Annotated in this window: 17 protein-coding genes; 16 read left to right on the top strand and 1 reads right to left on the bottom strand. The window is 39.3% G+C overall.

Annotated features, from left to right (window positions below):
• Nucleotides 1-167: 167 nt before the first annotated feature.
• From F9B85_RS10680 to F9B85_RS10660, 5 genes are all read left to right on the top strand, one after another.
• Complete coding sequence (locus tag F9B85_RS10680) at nucleotides 168-1,262, top strand: DNA sulfur modification protein DndB (protein WP_170270438.1); 1,095 nt, start codon at nucleotides 168-170, stop codon at nucleotides 1,260-1,262.
• Nucleotides 1,263-1,410: 148 nt separating this feature from the next.
• A complete protein-coding gene (locus F9B85_RS10675) occupies nucleotides 1,411-1,635 on the top strand; it encodes a DUF3006 domain-containing protein (RefSeq protein WP_151620753.1) in 225 nt (74 codons plus the stop codon).
• A gap of 12 nt (nucleotides 1,636-1,647) precedes the next feature.
• Nucleotides 1,648-2,241 carry a hypothetical protein gene (locus F9B85_RS10670; protein ID WP_151620751.1) on the top strand — a complete coding sequence of 198 codons (594 nt, stop codon included), beginning with the start codon at nucleotides 1,648-1,650 and terminating at the stop codon, nucleotides 2,239-2,241.
• Between the two features lie 130 nt (nucleotides 2,242-2,371).
• The gene (locus tag F9B85_RS10665; protein ID WP_151620749.1) at nucleotides 2,372-2,563 is read left to right on the top strand and encodes a hypothetical protein; all 192 of its coding nucleotides are present in this window, start codon (nucleotides 2,372-2,374) and stop codon (nucleotides 2,561-2,563) included.
• 270 nt (nucleotides 2,564-2,833) lie between these two features.
• Nucleotides 2,834-4,342: a stalk domain-containing protein gene (locus tag F9B85_RS10660; RefSeq protein ID WP_170270436.1), complete on the top strand. Its 1,509-nt coding sequence runs from the start codon at nucleotides 2,834-2,836 to the stop codon at nucleotides 4,340-4,342.
• Nucleotides 4,343-4,377: 35 nt separating this feature from the next.
• Here the strand turns inward: F9B85_RS10660 and F9B85_RS10655 are convergent, their stop codons facing one another.
• Nucleotides 4,378-5,196, bottom strand: coding sequence for a helix-turn-helix domain-containing protein (locus F9B85_RS10655; RefSeq protein ID WP_170270434.1), 819 nt, complete (start codon nucleotides 5,194-5,196; stop codon nucleotides 4,378-4,380).
• A 144-nt stretch (nucleotides 5,197-5,340) separates the two neighbouring features.
• Between F9B85_RS10655 and F9B85_RS10650 the strand changes: the two genes are divergently transcribed.
• The 11 genes from F9B85_RS10650 (at nucleotide 5,341) to F9B85_RS10600 (ending at nucleotide 16,352) form a co-directional block, all read left to right on the top strand.
• Nucleotides 5,341-5,571, top strand: a complete 231-nt coding sequence (locus tag F9B85_RS10650; protein ID WP_151620743.1) for a helix-turn-helix domain-containing protein — start codon at nucleotides 5,341-5,343, stop codon at nucleotides 5,569-5,571.
• 166 nt (nucleotides 5,572-5,737) lie between these two features.
• Nucleotides 5,738-6,328, top strand: a complete 591-nt coding sequence (locus tag F9B85_RS10645) for a sigma factor-like helix-turn-helix DNA-binding protein (RefSeq protein WP_151620741.1) — start codon at nucleotides 5,738-5,740, stop codon at nucleotides 6,326-6,328.
• A 13-nt stretch (nucleotides 6,329-6,341) separates the two neighbouring features.
• Complete coding sequence (locus F9B85_RS10640; protein WP_151620739.1) at nucleotides 6,342-6,902, top strand: transcription termination/antitermination NusG family protein; 561 nt, start codon at nucleotides 6,342-6,344, stop codon at nucleotides 6,900-6,902.
• A 43-nt stretch (nucleotides 6,903-6,945) separates the two neighbouring features.
• Entirely contained in the window at nucleotides 6,946-7,608 is a 663-nt protein-coding gene (locus F9B85_RS10635; protein ID WP_151620737.1) for a MarR family transcriptional regulator, read from the top strand.
• Between the two features lie 276 nt (nucleotides 7,609-7,884).
• Entirely contained in the window at nucleotides 7,885-8,451 is a 567-nt protein-coding gene (locus F9B85_RS10630) for a hypothetical protein (RefSeq protein WP_151620735.1), read from the top strand.
• 118 nt (nucleotides 8,452-8,569) lie between these two features.
• Entirely contained in the window at nucleotides 8,570-10,780 is a 2,211-nt protein-coding gene (recD2, locus tag F9B85_RS10625) for an SF1B family DNA helicase RecD2 (RefSeq protein ID WP_170270432.1), read from the top strand.
• Between the two features lie 209 nt (nucleotides 10,781-10,989).
• On the top strand, nucleotides 10,990-11,319 hold the full coding sequence (locus tag F9B85_RS10620; RefSeq protein WP_151620732.1) for a hypothetical protein: 330 nt from the start codon (nucleotides 10,990-10,992) through the stop codon (nucleotides 11,317-11,319).
• A gap of 11 nt (nucleotides 11,320-11,330) precedes the next feature.
• Nucleotides 11,331-11,675: a PrgI family protein gene (locus tag F9B85_RS10615; protein WP_151620730.1), complete on the top strand. Its 345-nt coding sequence runs from the start codon at nucleotides 11,331-11,333 to the stop codon at nucleotides 11,673-11,675.
• 33 nt (nucleotides 11,676-11,708) lie between these two features.
• Nucleotides 11,709-12,383, top strand: coding sequence for a hypothetical protein (locus F9B85_RS10610; protein WP_151620728.1), 675 nt, complete (start codon nucleotides 11,709-11,711; stop codon nucleotides 12,381-12,383).
• A gap of 8 nt (nucleotides 12,384-12,391) precedes the next feature.
• On the top strand, nucleotides 12,392-14,317 hold the full coding sequence (locus F9B85_RS10605) for a VirB4 family type IV secretion system protein (protein ID WP_151620726.1): 1,926 nt from the start codon (nucleotides 12,392-12,394) through the stop codon (nucleotides 14,315-14,317).
• A 64-nt stretch (nucleotides 14,318-14,381) separates the two neighbouring features.
• Nucleotides 14,382-16,352: an MFS transporter gene (locus tag F9B85_RS10600; protein ID WP_151620724.1), complete on the top strand. Its 1,971-nt coding sequence runs from the start codon at nucleotides 14,382-14,384 to the stop codon at nucleotides 16,350-16,352.
• Nucleotides 16,353-16,360 lie beyond the last annotated feature (8 nt).

Genomic DNA, 16,360 nt, shown 5'->3' with positions numbered 1-16,360 from the left:
ATAGCAACCATCTGTTAAGAGCCCAAAAATTTTTGTGTAGCTCCGTGACATGAAAACTTTAAAAATACGAATTTATGTTTTTAGCTCCTTATTAAAACCTAAATTGCTTTACAAAGAAACATATAATCCGATAGAATGAAACAAATTATATGTTTATGGAGGTTATCATGGACAACAACGCTATAAAATTTATTGCTCATAATGTACTTACCCTTAACGACGATGGATACATATCGGTTATGAATGCAGAAAAACTTCGGGAGTATTGGGTGTCTGGAGTTATAAAATATAACCCAGAAATTCAACGAGGAGAAAAAGTTGTAAAACGCCGAAATAAAAAAGAAGAAACTGTTCCCGTTTTCAGTAGAACCAACATTAATAAGATTGCCGAACGTATGAAGGCCGGAAAATACAAGCCCGACACCATCATTCTTAATATCATGAATGATGGTGCAGAGAAAATAGCAGTCGTAGACGGAACTCTCACCGTGGAATCCGGTAACGTAGAGGTACTAGACGGTCAACATAGACTCCGTGCTTTAGAACGTGTTGGAGAGGCTGCCGAAAACATTGTTGAACCTTTCCCTGTTATGATATTGAATCTTTCTAAAGAGAAGGCACAGGATGCTTTTTATCAGTTTACCCAGGGTTCAAAAATTAGCAAGACAAGAGCCGAATACCTTAACAACGATCAGGGTAAGTATGAGAATTTAATAGCAAAAGAGATTCTTTCATCCAGTGATCTAGGAAAATATGTTGAAGTGGTCAAAAACAACGTTAGCAAAAATGATAAAAAGGCTGTTGTAACATTCAGTACAATTGTTGCCGCAATACAAAGTTCTTTAAGATACATGCAAATAAGCATTGATGGAAAAAATGAAGCAAAAGAAATAGCTAATTTCTTTGTACGTTATTGTGATGTATTGGTTTCAGTTATTGAAGAGATTCGAAACCCAGAAAAACGTCTGGAAGGAAGAGATGATTCATTAATTTGCGAAAACTTTACTTTCTATGGTTATGTAGCAGTAGGGGCTTATCTATATCAGAATCATAGAAATGATTGGGAAAGATTTGTTTCAAATCTGCTAGACATGGACTATAGAAAAGATTCTCCATTATGGGAAAGCAAGATCGTTCGAAAAGGGAAAGAAAAATACAGTATCGTAAACAGTAGTGACTCTAGAAATTATCTCATAGAAACCTTTGTTAATGAATTTAATAAGATAACAAAACCGAATAGTCAAAATAAAGAATCTGCTTAAGAAAAGTAAAAGAAGGAATAATATTTCATAGCAAAGAAACACTCATCTTAACGTTAGAAGAGTGTTTCTTTGCTTGTTTGAATTATTTTTAATATTGTTATTGTTGAAGATACAACGTAGAAAAGATATTTTAGGAAGGGAAATTTGAATGAAGATTAAAGCAACCATTGATCGTTTTGAGGGATACTATGCTGTTTTATTAGTCGGTGAAGAAGAAGGTATTGTAGACTGGCCAAAAAACATGCTCCCATCTGAAGCTAGAGAAGGCGATATAATTACCATCAGCATGACTATCGATAAAAATGAAACTCAGAGACAACGAAAACGAGTAGAAGGCCTACTAGAAAAGCTAAAAAATAAGAATCAAGGATAGTTGAGATACACTATGTTATTGCCAAAAGTATGCCCTTATTGCGGTCAGTCGTTCGAACCTAAAAATCCAAAGCAAATCACTTGTAGTCGGCCAGAATGTCAGAAAGCTAGACATAAAGAGAACCAAAAAGCATGGTGGAAAAAGAAAGTCAAAATAAATCAAAACATAAAAGGTATTTGTCCTTATTGCGGAAAAGTATTTCTTCCACATCCTCAGGGAAAAATTAAATATACCTGTGGTGATAAAGCTTGTGTCTACTCTTATCAAAAGGAATGGCGACGAAAAAAGTCCGAGGAAGGCATTTGTATCCGGTGTTTTCAAAGAGAAGCTGTTCCAGGCAAAAGGTATTGCTCTGTTTGTGCTAAAGTGGAGACGGAACGAGGAAAGGCTTTATTTCACGATCCGTCTGGTATCAGACGAAGCCAATTGTATGAATGGCAAAAGAAAAAATATTGGGAGAGAGCCTCTGAAGGAGTTTGTGTCAAATGTGCTTCACCTAGACTTGCTAGCTTACGGCTGTGCTTGACATGTTTAGGTCGTATGAATCGTTATTGGAAACGTATGAGTCGATTAAAACAGAGATATCCTAAAAATAAAGTTTTCTAAAGCTTAAAATGGTTAAAAAAGTCCATTGCGTACATATTCAATACATACTTGAAACTAGAAGTAACTGTACCTGCCTTTTATAAGGCAGGATTTTTCTTAAGAATTATTAATGTGATGGAGGAATCTTTGTATGTCTAAGCTGGACAAGGCTGAGTTAGAAAAGGCGATTCAAGAAACAGAGAAAGAAATCAATGGGTTGCAGCAGGAATTTAAAGATGCTCCTTTGCATAAGCAAAATAAGATACAGCGAAAAATGAAAGAACTGCAAATTAAACAGCTGTGGTATTTAGATCAAATTGATTTTTGGAATAATAAGAAGTAGAATCTTTCTTGTTTGTAGGAAAGCTGTAACAAACAGAGAATGAACTTGAGAAAAAGCGGTACGATAAAGCACATCATAATTAATAACCATGTGCTTTTTTTCTTTCTAATGACGTTAGTCGGAATCCTATCAAACCAAGCATAACACAAATTTAAATGCTAATTTACTTTCTACGAGCTAGTGATAACTAGTTTCTTCCTAAGAAGGAAAAAGAGCTTTTATCTAGAAATGGTAGTCTATAGGCGAACCTTATCAAAGGAGGTAGTATTTATGAGAAGTTATAGATGGTTTCTGGTAGTGATGTTGGCCGTCTTTCTATTTGCTACGCCATCGATGGCAAGTGGTATTTCGGTTATAGTCAATGATAGTCAAGTTGACTTCGGAGATGTACCACCACAAATCGTTGATAACAGAACCCTGGTACCCTTAAGAGCTACTTTTGAAGCGTTAGGAGCAAGTTTAGAGTGGATCGGGGAAGAACAGAAAGTAATTGCATTTCGAGGAAACAATCAAATCGAACTTGTAATTGGTGCTAATAGGGCATTTGTTAACGGCAACACAGTAAAGTTAGATGTACCTGCAAAAATTATCAATGGGAGAACTTTAGTTCCTTTGCGATTCATAGGGGAAGCACTAGGTGACGATGTGCGATGGGATGGACAAAAACGAGCTGCAATCATTACATCAAAAGCAGTTTTCATTGAAGCTCCTTCTTCCGGTGAAAAAGATAAGCTAAAAGATATGACAGTACACTTTATTGACGTTGGTCAAGGTGATAGTATTTTCGTCATCTCACCAAACGGAGCTACCATGCTAATCGATACTGGTACTCAAACGGCTGGCCAAAAAGTTGTTAGCTACTTGAAGAAAGCTGGTATAACGTCAATCGACAAGATTGTTGCTACTCACCCACATGCTGATCATATCGGTGGAATGCAAGCCATATTTGATAACTTTGAAGTGAAAAAAGTCTACGATAGTGGGTTTCCCCATACTTCGCAGACCTACGAAAACTTCTTGATTACTGTTGATGAAAAGAACATACCTTTTGAGATTGCTCATCGTGGAAACAAAATCAATCTCGATCCTGACTTAGACATAATGATACTTCACCCAGGCACTACAATGGGAGATGCAAACAATAACTCTATTGTATTGAAGGTTACATATGGACAAGTATCATACCTTTTCACTGGAGATGCAGAGAAAGAAGCAGAAGAAATAATGCTAGAGTACGTAGGGAACCAATTGAACTCTACGGTGCTAAAGGTTGGTCATCATGGTTCTTCTACCTCGACGACAAAACTTTTTTTAGATGCTGTTAAACCAAAAGTGGCAGTGATTCAAGTCGGAGAAGGAAACAGCTACGGCCACCCGACAAACGAAGTTTTGAATCGCTTGTACAACGCTTCAGTAAACGTGTTCAGAAATGATATACATGGCACTGTTGTAATTGCTACGAATGGCCAAACCTATAGCGTCAAAACGGAGAAACAGATCACTCAACCAGTACTGCCTGTCCAAGCACCTATCGCTCAACCGATTATTAATACGGATAGTGTCAGTGTTCCTTCTACACAGGAAAGACTAATTAACATCAATACTGCGGACTATGAGCTGTTACAAAAGATTACTGGAGTAGGTCCAGCTATTGCGAAAAATATTATTGACTATAGAGAGAAGCATGGAGCATTTACTTCGATTGAACAAATTAAAAGGGTTAGCGGTATTGGTGATGCTCGGTTTGAGGCTATGAAACACCAAATAACGGTGAATTAAATCTTTTTCTTAAAACCAATTAACAAAACAAGCCGTTAATATTTAGATGGTTTATTAATTACTTGCTTAGTCATATTCGCAAACAATTCAACTAATCTACATAATTCCTTGCCACCTAGTCCTTGCTGGGTGGCTATTTTTATCGCTTCATTCCACTGCGCATCATATATTTCTTTTGTGACGAGCAGATTATTATAATCTTCTGATGATGGAGGCTTTTTCAGAAGCATTACAACTTGTCCGATTACTTTGTAATGTGGACATAGAGGAACATCTTTGTATTTCGGATGAGCAGCTCTAAGATAGGGTTGCTCATTTTCATTAATAAAAAACTTTAAAGCAGCTTTTTTTTCTACAGCCCCAGTTATAACGGCAACAATAGAACCATGAGTAGGTTCGGGACACTGTTTCAGCAATGCAATATCACCTTCATGTATGCCAACCCAACTCATTGAATCACCTGTAATTTGAATTGCAAAATCAGCATCGATGCTTGACGAAATTTCTAATTTTTCTTCCAAGTTTGCTTGTTCTAAAACAGGAATATCAGGCTCAATGGTCTTGAAGATTGGGATGTAACGTTTTTTTGAACCGTAAGTAGTATCGGGCTTTTCAGTAAAAACATAGGTTTCTGTGGGAGTGATAGTGCTTGTAGTAGAACGACCAAAAAGATAGTCCATAGAAACGTTATAAAAATTAGCAATCTTTAGCAAGGTAGCAGGATCAGGATTCCTGGTGCCTTTTTCATATCTATTATAAGTATTTGGTTCAATACCTATTTTCAAAGCGGCTTCTTTTTGAAGCAATCCATGTTTTTCTCTAATTTCTATTAATTTTTCACTAAATGAAATCAAAAGTGTCACCTCCCTCTAGAAGTATACCATATTGGTAATCAGAATAAACACGCAGATACCGAAGAGGGAATACCGTATTGACATTCCCGTAGTGGTAGCTTAAAATAAAATTAAATTACCACCACGGGAATAGAGGTGTTTAAGATGGTGAATATAGCAAGTAGAGTGCGAGATATCAGAATAAACAAAGGGATAAAACAAGCTGACATCGCTGAGAAAATGGGTCTTCGACATGCAACCTATAATCGGCTTGAGACAGGTGCAAGGAGATTAAGGGCAGAGCATATTCCTTTAATTGCAGAAGCTTTAGGCGTAACTATGGCGCAATTATTTGGGGAAAACACAGTTGAAAGTGAGGAAACAAATAAATCTTGATTTGGATTGGATTTTAATCGCATGAAAGGGGTGATAGTTGCGTTATCTTATCTCCGTTAAGAGACAGCACATGGTAAGAGCTGTCTCTTAACGGGGATAAGATAAGCATGGGCAGAGGTGCAGTGGGAAGTGACGAGGACTCTTAAACACTTTAGGTGGTGATTATTTGAACAGCACAACATGGTTCGAAATGTACCAGAGTCTCAGAAAAGAGGAATCACGACTTCGCTCTATTAAGTTACACAAAGAAAACGAGCGAGCCATGAAAGTGTACGAAACTGATGAATACGAAGACAACATAGCCCATCAGCAAATTCGGCAAATTAGTTTCCTGTTAAGCAATTCGAGATTACAGGCAGATAGTGTGAAACGTCATGTAATGACGGAAGAAGTATACATGCTAGATCTCTCATCACGACAAAGAAAAGTACTTAATTGGAGGTTGAGTGGTGGTGATGTTGATACTGCAGAAAGTTATTTAGGAATGAGTAAAAGCGACATTCGAAAAGCATTTTGGGAAGCAATTCAAAAGATAGAAGAGAATGTGGGACAGTTTAGGAAAGCTATTGATGAATATGGCTTAGAGTACGATGATGCGCTACTTTATATGAAATTATCGCAAAAGGAAAGAGAAGCATTTTTGCTGGACAAAAGGGGCTTAAAGAGTAGAGAGATAGCTGAAGCCTTGGGGATATCAGCAAGTAGAGTTAGAGATATCAAAAGTTCCATCCGCCAAAAAGCTCTCGTAACTTTGTAAAGGAGGGCATCGGGTGCAACTACATCTTGTTAGTAGGGCTGAAAACAATGTAGACTGGTACGCCTGTCGAGTGATGACGGGGCAGGAAAAAGCAGTGGCCTCCTTAATTGCAGGAATTGCAAAAGAGAATCAGGCTCTTGGGATTGTGACCGTCAACTCCATTTGCAAAAAAGCTCTCCAGACTGGTAGGCGCGCCCGTGTTGTGGTGGAGCCCATCATGCCAGGGTACATAATGATCTCTTTAGCTTCTACGACTGACCCTAATAATATTAATTCGTTTTTGAAGCACGTAAAAAAAATACCAGGCTTTATTCGAGTCAGCCCTGTACCTTTGCCAGAAAAGGATGTTTCTTTGTACTTGTGTTTATCACAAAAAGTGCATCATGAGTTCAAAGTCGAACGGAATACCATACCTCACATAGGGGACTGGATTTTTCTGACTGAAAAAGAAACAGGAATAGGAAAATTGAGAGGACAGGTGATCAAAATCCAAAAAGAAGTTTTGGCATTAACAGTATGGGTGGAAGTTCCTACAGCAATCGGTAAGATCGTCTTGCAGGGGCAGAGTGCTTAAGTAATTACCCTGAGATAGCCAACTACATTAAGGGGCTACAACAATGATAATTCGTAAAAAAAATACGTCCTTTACCCTAAACAGAGCAATACAGAACGTAAATAAAGAAGAGGATAGGGTTAATGATTACGGATTTTCCCTGGTTCGCTTCAAAAGAAAAAATAAAGCTTTATTTAGTCAAATTATATCAGAAAATGTTCACTATTTGTCAATAAATAATTATCTTTCATCTCCAGAGAGAGCATTTCTTTTTTTCCTTTCAAGTGTACTGGAGATGCACTCTAACGCTTTAATGATTCCAATAGATAAGACTAAATATAAAAAAGAAGATAAGAATTCGCTTTTAGGCAAGTATATGACAATCTCTGATATTTGCAGAATTTTCAAAATATCAAGAACTCAAGCTAGTAAAAATATAAATGCCTTGCTCAAAAAAGGTATCGTTTTGGAATATGTAAACTCAAGTATGAAAGAAAAGCATGGGCGTGTCGTAGGAGAACGCCCACTTTTTTTAAACCCTGAGATCATTTTTGCAGGCGACAGAAACAGGATAAACGCTATTTTGGCTAAGCTTGTAATGGAAGCGGATGTACTTGAGCGAGAGAGTATGAAGCTCCCTTGGAAAGTATGGCTATCTCCTCATGATAAGTACGCTAGGCTTGTTACTAGGAAGAAATACTTAGAGTACAAAAAAGTACAACTATAAAAAACAATCCAATAAAAGGGTGTTTGATGCAAAAAACACCTAAATTTTTTCTTGTAGCTCAGAAATTCTGCAGATCTGTCCTTTGGGTTGGACAAAAATGTCCAACATGTGTATCAAAAATAAGATACATGTGAATCAAAAATGATACACCTAAAAAGGGCCGCAAAGCCTTATATATCAAGGGTTTGAGCGATTTTGTCACTTCCCCTCTATTCTCACTCTTTATTATTAAAATCCAAATACATTTTTAACCAAAAAAACATAATGGAGCTTTACATGAAAATAACAAAGACAGTAACAATGCTGGGAGGCTTGAACCAAGGAATTGTACAAGTATCGGCAAATATTAAATTTCTGATTGAATCAAATTATCTCTCAAGTAAGGACTGGGGGTATTGCATACAGCTTTGCCCCTATTTGAGCCCAAGTTCTAATCTCTTGGTTAGCGCCGAAGAGTACAGCCACGGTTACGGAATGATCACGGCCTTATCTCTTAACAAAATAGCTAACATTTACGGAAAGTCTAGAAGACAAGTTACCAGGGTAGTCAGTCAATTGATTAAAAAAGGTATTCTGCTAGAGAAGCTTGATTCCGCTGCAGAAGAAGAGAAAGAAAGACTAGGCAAAGTTGTTCGACAAAGAGAGATCTATATGAATCCAGAGCTGATTTATGCAGGTGACTTGCAACAGATAAACATGGGAACATGTTTATTACTAAAACGTAATGATGTAATTGAACAGCACAACATAAAGATGCCTTTAAAAGTAATTGTGAAGCAGGAAGAGGAATATGGCGTTCTTGTTACTAGAAAGCAGTATGAAGAATTAATGGGCATGCAGTAGTTGTTTTTCCAGTGAAAAGAAATTATTTGCCTTCATTATTCGCAAAAACGAAAAATATTCGAACTTGAAAGATATGTATTCTTTTCACCGGAAAAAAGATGAATTAGGAGTGGTAGGATTGTTTGCAGAACAAATAGAACAACAAACAAGTCAAGTTTCCACTGCGATTATAAAAGGAATTATAAAAAGAATTATTTTTCAAAAAGATGACTTTCACATACTGTCTTTCATGGCCGAAAAAACAAAAGAGCCAATTACGATTGTTGGAGATTTTTTCAACGTAGCTCCTGAAGACGATCTTACCGTTTGGGGTGAGTGGGAGAGTCATCCCAAATTCGGACATCAGCTTAAAGTTTCAAAATGGGAAAGGCCATTGCCTTCAACGATGGAGCAGATTGAGAAGTACCTTGCTAGTGGTCATATAAAAGGCATTGGTCCTGTAAAAGCAGCCAGGATCGTTCGTGAATTTGGTGAGCGTACATTGGATGTAATTCAAACTGGCCCCGATGTATTGGGCAATATTAAAGGCATTAATCGAGAACAAGCCCAACATATTCATCAATCCATTGTGGAGCGCATGGAAGAACAACACCTTTTGCTTAATCTTTTACACTTAGGCTTTAGTGCTAGTATGGCTAAGAGAGCCTATAAGCACTTCAAAAGTAAGACCGTAGATATCGTAAAAACAAACCCTTACAGACTTACAGAAGTAAACTTATTTGGTTTTCACAAAGCAGATCAGATAGCCTCCCATTTAGGTTTACCGACTGATTCTTCAGAACGAATACAAGCAGCCATCTTACATGTAACAGAAGAAACAACTAAGTCTACTGGACACTGTTGGTTGACTCGTGACGAAACTTTAGAAGAAGCATTAAAGCTACTCAACAAAAACAGCAATGTATCCTGGGAAAGTGCCGAAAAAGAATTAACTTATTTAAGTACATTGGATTCTCAACTGGTACAAATGGGAGAGCAAATATATCCCGGCAGACTCTTTCGGGCAGAGTCCATTGTTGCCAATCGTATTTCAAGCCTCGCAAGCTCTGTGCATACCAACAGGCATTTTCCCCTTCACCGGATGATAGAGCTATACGAAAAACGAAGCAAAATCAAACTGGCACAAAATCAGAGAGAAGCAGTAGAAGCCATCTTTCAAACGAACCTGCTGATTCTAACAGGAGGTCCTGGTACAGGAAAAACTCAAACCACTCGTGCCATCATAGATATTTTTGAACAGGTCAATACAAATGCAAAAATTGTTTTATCAGCTCCTACAGGAAGAGCTTCAAGGCGAATGTCTGAGGTGACAGGAAGAGAAGCCGGAACGATTCATAGTCTTTTGAAAATCAACAAAAGCGGCAAGCCAACATACGACACAAACAATCCTTTACCGTGTGATTTGCTGGTGATCGATGAATCCTCAATGCTGGATATTTCTCTAGCGAGACGAGTTTTTGAGGCTATAAGCGACGATACAAAAATATTGCTTGTAGGAGACATCGATCAGTTACCATCGGTTGGACCGGGAAATGTATTAAATGATTTAATCAATGCTGGAGTACCAACAGTACGCTTGATAGAAATTTTTCGGCAGGGAAAAGAAAGTCAGATCGTAATCAATGCTCACAGGATAAACCAAGGGAAAAATATAGACATTGCTGTGAACAAAGATGACTTTTTCTTCATAGCAAAAGAAGATCCAGAAGAGATTGCTCATCTCATTTTACGCTCTGTTAGAAGGTTGCTACAAAAAGGCATGACCATGGAAGAAATACAGGTCTTATGTCCAATGAAAAAAGGACCAGCAGGAACAACGAATTTGAATCGACTTATTCAGTCAACAGTAAACCCAAAAATATACGGAATGCATGAACTAGCGAGTGGCAATGAAGTCTTTCGTATAGGTGATAAAGTCATTCAGACAAAAAACAACTATGGAAAACAAGTCTTTAACGGTGATGTTGGAATTGTACAGAATGTAGGTTCTTTCTACGACGAAGATGAAGGTAGAGAAGTTATGAGTCTAACAGCTAGCTTTAACGGCGAGACTGTCCGATATCAAGAAAACGAATTAGGGCAACTGTCTTTAGCTTACGCGGTAACGGTGCACAAAAGTCAAGGCTCAGAATACGAGGCCGTCATCATGCCTGTAACAACGCAACACTATGTTATGTTGGCGCGAAACTTACTTTACACAGCCGTAACACGAGCAAAGAAAATGGTCATTCTAGTTGGCACACAAAAAGCTTTGCATCTAGCAATTCGTAATAATAAGATAAGTCAAAGAAACACAGGGTTAATTCATAAAATAGTAACAAAAGGTTGACTTATCGCTTAATTATTAGTATGATCTTTATAGGTTTAGAAAATATTCTTTAGATTAAAAAAGCGTCTTAAAAACAAGTAACGTTTTGACCCCCTAATAAAAGTCTGCCCTTTTTGAGAAACAACCCACCTTGTGATTTGCAAGGTGGGTTTTCTGCATTTAAAGGCATAGGGTAAGGGGGTGACATACCAATCAAAAAAACAAAGGCTATGGCATTTGTTGGAGCTGCGATTTGTACTCTACTGATTGTTAGTACAGCTTTTGCAAATGCGCCAACAAGCATTACAGAGGGTCTTCAAGGTCAAAGTCTGAATGATGCAGGCAACAAAATACTCAATGTAGTTAAATGGGTAATGGCAATCCTAACAATTGTTTGTGCTGTTGCCATGGCTGCTATCGGAGCTAAAATGGCTGCATTAGGTTCTAATCCTCAAAAAAGAGCAGACTTGATGACTGGTTTTCTTGTTGCCATGGGTGGTACAGCGATTTGCGGTGGAGCATGGTTCTTAACCAGTGTTGGACTTGGAATCTTTCAATAAGGGGGTGACCTATGGGGGGGACCTATCATCTTCCTATGCAACCAGAGGGAGAAGATAAGATTATTGGCGGTATGCTTAGCCTTCGGCAGTTTACTTTTTTGCTCGTTGGATTTGTACCAGGCGCAATTTTAGGAGTAATTCTATTAAAGCTCACCAAACTTATTTTTGTTGCGGTACTAATCTCATTACTTCCGTCGATACTTGGAGCATACATGGCTTTTTGGCGAATCGAAAAGCATGATATGACAGCCGATCAATACTGGAGATTCCGATTGCTTTATCAATATCGTGATAGAAAGTATCCCTATCGACAAGACAGGCTTGTCTCACAAATAGGTCATTCAAAAGGGGTCTGATTTTCACTGACTTATGTATTGGGCTTACTTAGTTTGTTGGCCGCCGTCTTTGGCGGCTTTTTTTTCTACGAAAAACATAGGCAGAAAAAAGAGAAAGAAGAAACTTTGCCGAGTGCCCAAGAATTTTTAAGGGTTGAAGACATTCGGTATAACACAATCTGTTTGGGTGATGGAGAGTACAGGGCTGCCATCGAATGTGGTTCCATAAACTATTTTTTGCTCAGCATGAATGAGCAGTATGCCATAGAGCAATCCTTTTCCCGCTATATAGCTGGCCTAACTAGAAATGTTCAGTTTCAAATTCAAACTCGTCAAGTAGATATGCGCTGGGCAATCACTCAGATCCGCGGGAATTCACAAAAACAAAACAATGCAGTCTTGCAGGGCTATGCCGATAATCTTGCAAAGTTTCTAGAAGACTGGTCAGCCCAAAGGTCTACTTTAATCCGAAAAAACTACATAGTTGTTTCGTCGAAAAACGAAAAGCCTGAAGAAGCTTATGGAGAGCTGAACAGGCTTGCTCAGACGACCATAGACGCTCTTAGTCGAATGGGAGTCAAATGCAAGGTCTTGAATACACAAGAACTTTTGGATGTTTTATATGTATCTCAAAATAAGGAAAGAGCATCTTATGCGCCTGGTCCAAGTAAAGCCGAAGAACTGGGTTACATGAGCTTACTTGTTGAAGGTAACAACCAAAGTAGGTGACAGCAAACATGCTTGAGTGGTTCAGGAAAAAAGAAAAGAAACAAAACCAGCAAAAAAGTAAGCTTACAAAACCGAAAACGAAAGAGGAACTTCAGTTCTCGTTAGAAAGCGAAGAAGAAATAGTTTTCGGACAATCCCTTAAAGGCTCGGTACCGTCTATTAAGGATCTTGTTGCTCCTGATGGATACAAAGAAACAGAGAACTACATGCAAGTAGGCTCCAAAAGGTATTCTCGTGTCTTTGTAATCGCGCAATTACCTAGAATCGTACAGGTTGGATTTTTAGAAATTGTTTACGGCTTAGGTGATGTGGATGTATCCGTTCACCTGTACCCGGTAAACGGAAAAAGCGCGGTAGAGCAATTGACAAGGCAGATAACGCAGTTAGAATCACAAAGAATCATCGAAGAAAAACGTGGTGATATCTATAACCTATCTTTGCTAACGGCCACTAGAGATGACCTTTGGCAACTTCGAGAAGCGATTCAAACAGGTAGAGAAAAACTATATCACACGACCATTTTAATCAATTTATCTGCTCATTCACCGGAAGACCTTGACCGAAAATCGCTAATTCTTGAAGAACGACTTGCTGGTAGAGGGATGGAACTACGCTCTATGTTTCTCAGGCAAGCAGAATCTTATCGAAGTACCTTGCTTCTTGGTAGAAATGAAGTAATGGACATATATCGCACGCTGAACATGGGTGGAGCCTTATCACTTTTTCCTTTTCTAAATCCAGAACTAACACATGATTCGGGTATTTTCTTAGGACGAAATTTTCACACAGGAGCGCCGATCTTTTTTGATTCTTTCAAAGGACAAAACTATTCCATGGTACTTATCGGTACGGCTGGCGCTGGAAAGTCAGTGACCGTGAAAGCAGTGATTAACCGAGGCGCCATTGAAGGAATACGCTCTTTAATCGTCGATGTAGAAGGCGAGTACAAAAACACAACTCTTATGATAGGCGGTGCTCATATTCCCTTGTATCCTGATAGACCTGCAATGTTGAACCCCTTAGAGATCGAAGTAGATATTGACGATGATACAGGTGAAGAAGAAGTTAGGGTAAGGGAAAAGGTTGTTCAGGTAGCCGACCTACTCACAATCATGTGTATGGGTACTCATGGTGAGGCTATCTCTGCTGAAGAAAGGGCTATCATAGAAGAAGCCGTTTTAGAAACTTATAGGGATGACTTTGGCATTAGCGAAAAACCAGATAGCCTTTACGAGGAAATTCCCATTGAGTCCAGTGAAGCAGAAGAGATCAATTTGGGATATCGAAGAAAAGAGATGCCTACGATTTCTAACGTTTACAATCGAATCGTTCAAAAAGAAGGGGCAATAAGGCTATCGAGGATTCTCAAACCTTTTTTACGAACAGGCACTATGGGAATGTTTGATGGCCCTTCTCAAATCGACTTAAAAGATGTGCCTGTTATTTGTTTTAACTTAAAGCCTTTGGGTGAAAGTTTTTTAAGACCGCTTGCAATGTATATCGTATCTACCTGGGCATGGGAAACATGGATTAAAAGAAATCGTCATGTACGAAAACGCTTTATAGCTGATGAAGCTTGGGTCATGATGGGATATGAAGAGATGGCTTCTTTTCTAGAGCTTCTTTCAAGGCGTGGTCGTAAATGGAACATTTCGCTCATGGTAGCCTCACAATCATTTGTGGAATTTGTTGAAAACCCAAAAGGAAAAGCAATCTTAACCAATGCCATGACAAGACTTCTGATGAAGCAGTCACCGACAGACATAGATGCTGTATGCGAAGTCTTTAAGCTCACTGAAGGGGAGAGAGAATTTATTGCATCTTGTGGTCAAGGTGAAGGTCTTCTACAGTATGACAAAGAAAAATTGGCCGTAGAGGTGGTGTGTACGCCTGAAGAGTTGGAGTTCTTTAACACAACACCACAAATTGCTTAGTATCACCCTACTAACAGGTGCTTTTTTCTTTGTAATAACGCCAGCATGGGCAAATGGTCCAACGATGCTCGAAAAAATGCTTGCATGGGTAGTCGAGGCAGTGACGACACCACTTACATTAACTTGGTTTGGCTTCAAAACACTTGGTGAGTTAGTGACAAATCCAGAATGGTTTCCAAGCGGTGTAAAAACAGTGGCTACGCCAGTTGTGACCACTCTTGCTGCATTTGCTACAGTAATCATTGCTTTATCTCTCGCAAACCAAGGACGCAAACTGGCAACATCAGCAACAAGTAACCCCCAAGAAAGAGCGACAATACAACAGGTGCTTCTTAATCACCTGTTAGCGATTGTTTTGCTTTTTCTTGGGGGTATTATTTTTGAAATCGTTCATGCTTTGGACCAATACCTTGTCGCTGTTTTTTTACAAAATGTAGGCTCAGATTCCATTAGCTATGCGGCTATGATGGGAGAAAACGCAGCAACGTTACAAGCGGAAAGCCCTCTTCTATATGCGTTAACCAATCTAGTACTAACTGTCTTTGGAATCATAATGAACTTCCTCTATTTTAATCGCGACTTAATGCTCTTTACCTTGTGGGTACTAGCTCCTCTAGCGGCCATCGGTTGGGCAGGAGAATCTCGACAAGGATTTATTGTTTGGCTTACAGAGCTATTAAGTTACGGTTTAATGAGTACGGGTCATGCAGCTGCTATCGCTATACTGGCGATGTACAGTAGCGCAAGCGGCTCTCCTTTCTGGCATGTTTTTATCGTGATTCCCTCTTTGCTTCTGATTACAGCATTTATGAGAACTTTTACAGTTGCCTTTTTGGAAGTGGCTGGTGTATTTCCTCGAAAAGGATTAGGAGCTGCAACAGGCCTTGCATCGCTCATGGCAATTGGCGCAGGTGGACTTAGTGCCGTAGGTGCAATGGCAAGTGGTGGCTATGCTCGTTCTTACAGTCCCATAAGTCGATTTGGAATGGCTGGTACAAACACTTCTAGTTTCTCTCAAAATGGGAGTTCCTTAGATTCATCACATGGGACTGAGTTTTCAGGAGCAGGAACAGGAGCTACTTTCGGAGGAAAAGTAGGTGGAATGGTTGGTGCAGGTGTAGGTTCCATCATAGGATTAGGTCTTGGTCCCATGGCAGGTGGGGTTGCAAGAACTTTCGGTGCTGCCGGTGCTCGTGTTGGCGGTGGTATCGGTGGAACTGTTGGTGCAACAGTTGGTGTAGCTAATCGTTTTCGTCAAAATGTATCGGGCAAAAGTTTAGAACTAGGTTCAAGTGATGGCTCACAAGGAACATTATTTCAAGATCCTAAGCCTACAACAGGAGAGGCTTTTAAGGATGCTCTTGGTCTTGATAAAAATGCAAGTGTTACGCAGGCTACAACAAGGTTGTTTGGCACAGTAGCAGGCGCTGGTCTTGGTGGATTATCTAGCACAAGAGGGGCTGAATCGGGTGCCCAAATGGGTGGTCGATTGGGTCAATGGACAGGAAGCGTTGCAGAAATTCCTGTTTCTAAGGCAATGGAAGTCGGTCAGAGAATTTTCTCGGGTAGTCAAAGTGGTGCTACACAAAACGATTCTTCCATGAGCGCGGTTCCAGATTTCAACACAAGAGCTGAAACGATAGGACAAGAGATCCAAGAGCTAAGGCAGTCTATGCCTTCACCGATAAATCAAGATGAACTTTTTTCTAACAATATGGAAGCAAGGTTGCCTTCCTCTGTAACTTTTCATGGAGGCGGTAAAATTGAAAAGAAAAAGTATGAACCACCTACTCACAAAGTCGATAAGTCTAGATATATTCCTGCAAGCTCCCAATCAGTTACCTCTGTACCTCAAAAAACTGTGAACTCAAGCCATCAAAACCACCCAAAACCGCAACAAAGAACAGGACAGCAGAAACGACAAAACAACAAGGAGACAATCATAAAACAAGAAAGTAACTCCGGTGAAAGAGGAAGTGGCAACAGGCCTGTTCAGAATGCGCCCAATCTATTAGACGGATACCGTCATCGGTAGGTGGGAAT

Source organism: Heliorestis acidaminivorans, from assembly GCF_008933955.1.
In the GTDB taxonomy this organism is placed as follows: Bacteria; Bacillota; Desulfitobacteriia; order Heliobacteriales; family Heliobacteriaceae; genus Heliorestis; species Heliorestis acidaminivorans.
The sequence above is the reverse complement of the archived record's forward strand: the minus strand, read 5'-3'. Positions and strand labels throughout refer to the sequence as shown.

What these genes read in the sequence shown, in the direction of transcription:
- F9B85_RS10680 (WP_170270438.1), top strand. Translation starts at nt 168, where the DNA reads ATGGACAACAACGCTATAAAATTTATTGCTCATAATGTACTTACCCTT.
- F9B85_RS10675 (WP_151620753.1), top strand. Translation starts at nt 1,411, where the DNA reads ATGAAGATTAAAGCAACCATTGATCGTTTTGAGGGATACTATGCTGTT.
- F9B85_RS10670 (WP_151620751.1), top strand. Translation starts at nt 1,648, where the DNA reads ATGTTATTGCCAAAAGTATGCCCTTATTGCGGTCAGTCGTTCGAACCT.
- F9B85_RS10665 (WP_151620749.1), top strand. Translation starts at nt 2,372, where the DNA reads ATGTCTAAGCTGGACAAGGCTGAGTTAGAAAAGGCGATTCAAGAAACA.
- F9B85_RS10660 (WP_170270436.1), top strand. Translation starts at nt 2,834, where the DNA reads ATGAGAAGTTATAGATGGTTTCTGGTAGTGATGTTGGCCGTCTTTCTA.
- F9B85_RS10650 (WP_151620743.1), top strand. Translation starts at nt 5,341, where the DNA reads ATGGTGAATATAGCAAGTAGAGTGCGAGATATCAGAATAAACAAAGGG.
- F9B85_RS10635 (WP_151620737.1), top strand. Translation starts at nt 6,946, where the DNA reads ATGATAATTCGTAAAAAAAATACGTCCTTTACCCTAAACAGAGCAATA.
- F9B85_RS10630 (WP_151620735.1), top strand. Translation starts at nt 7,885, where the DNA reads ATGAAAATAACAAAGACAGTAACAATGCTGGGAGGCTTGAACCAAGGA.
- F9B85_RS10620 (WP_151620732.1), top strand. Translation starts at nt 10,990, where the DNA reads ATGGCATTTGTTGGAGCTGCGATTTGTACTCTACTGATTGTTAGTACA.
- F9B85_RS10615 (WP_151620730.1), top strand. Translation starts at nt 11,331, where the DNA reads ATGGGGGGGACCTATCATCTTCCTATGCAACCAGAGGGAGAAGATAAG.
- F9B85_RS10605 (WP_151620726.1), top strand. Translation starts at nt 12,392, where the DNA reads ATGCTTGAGTGGTTCAGGAAAAAAGAAAAGAAACAAAACCAGCAAAAA.
- F9B85_RS10600 (WP_151620724.1), top strand. Translation starts at nt 14,382, where the DNA reads ATGCTCGAAAAAATGCTTGCATGGGTAGTCGAGGCAGTGACGACACCA.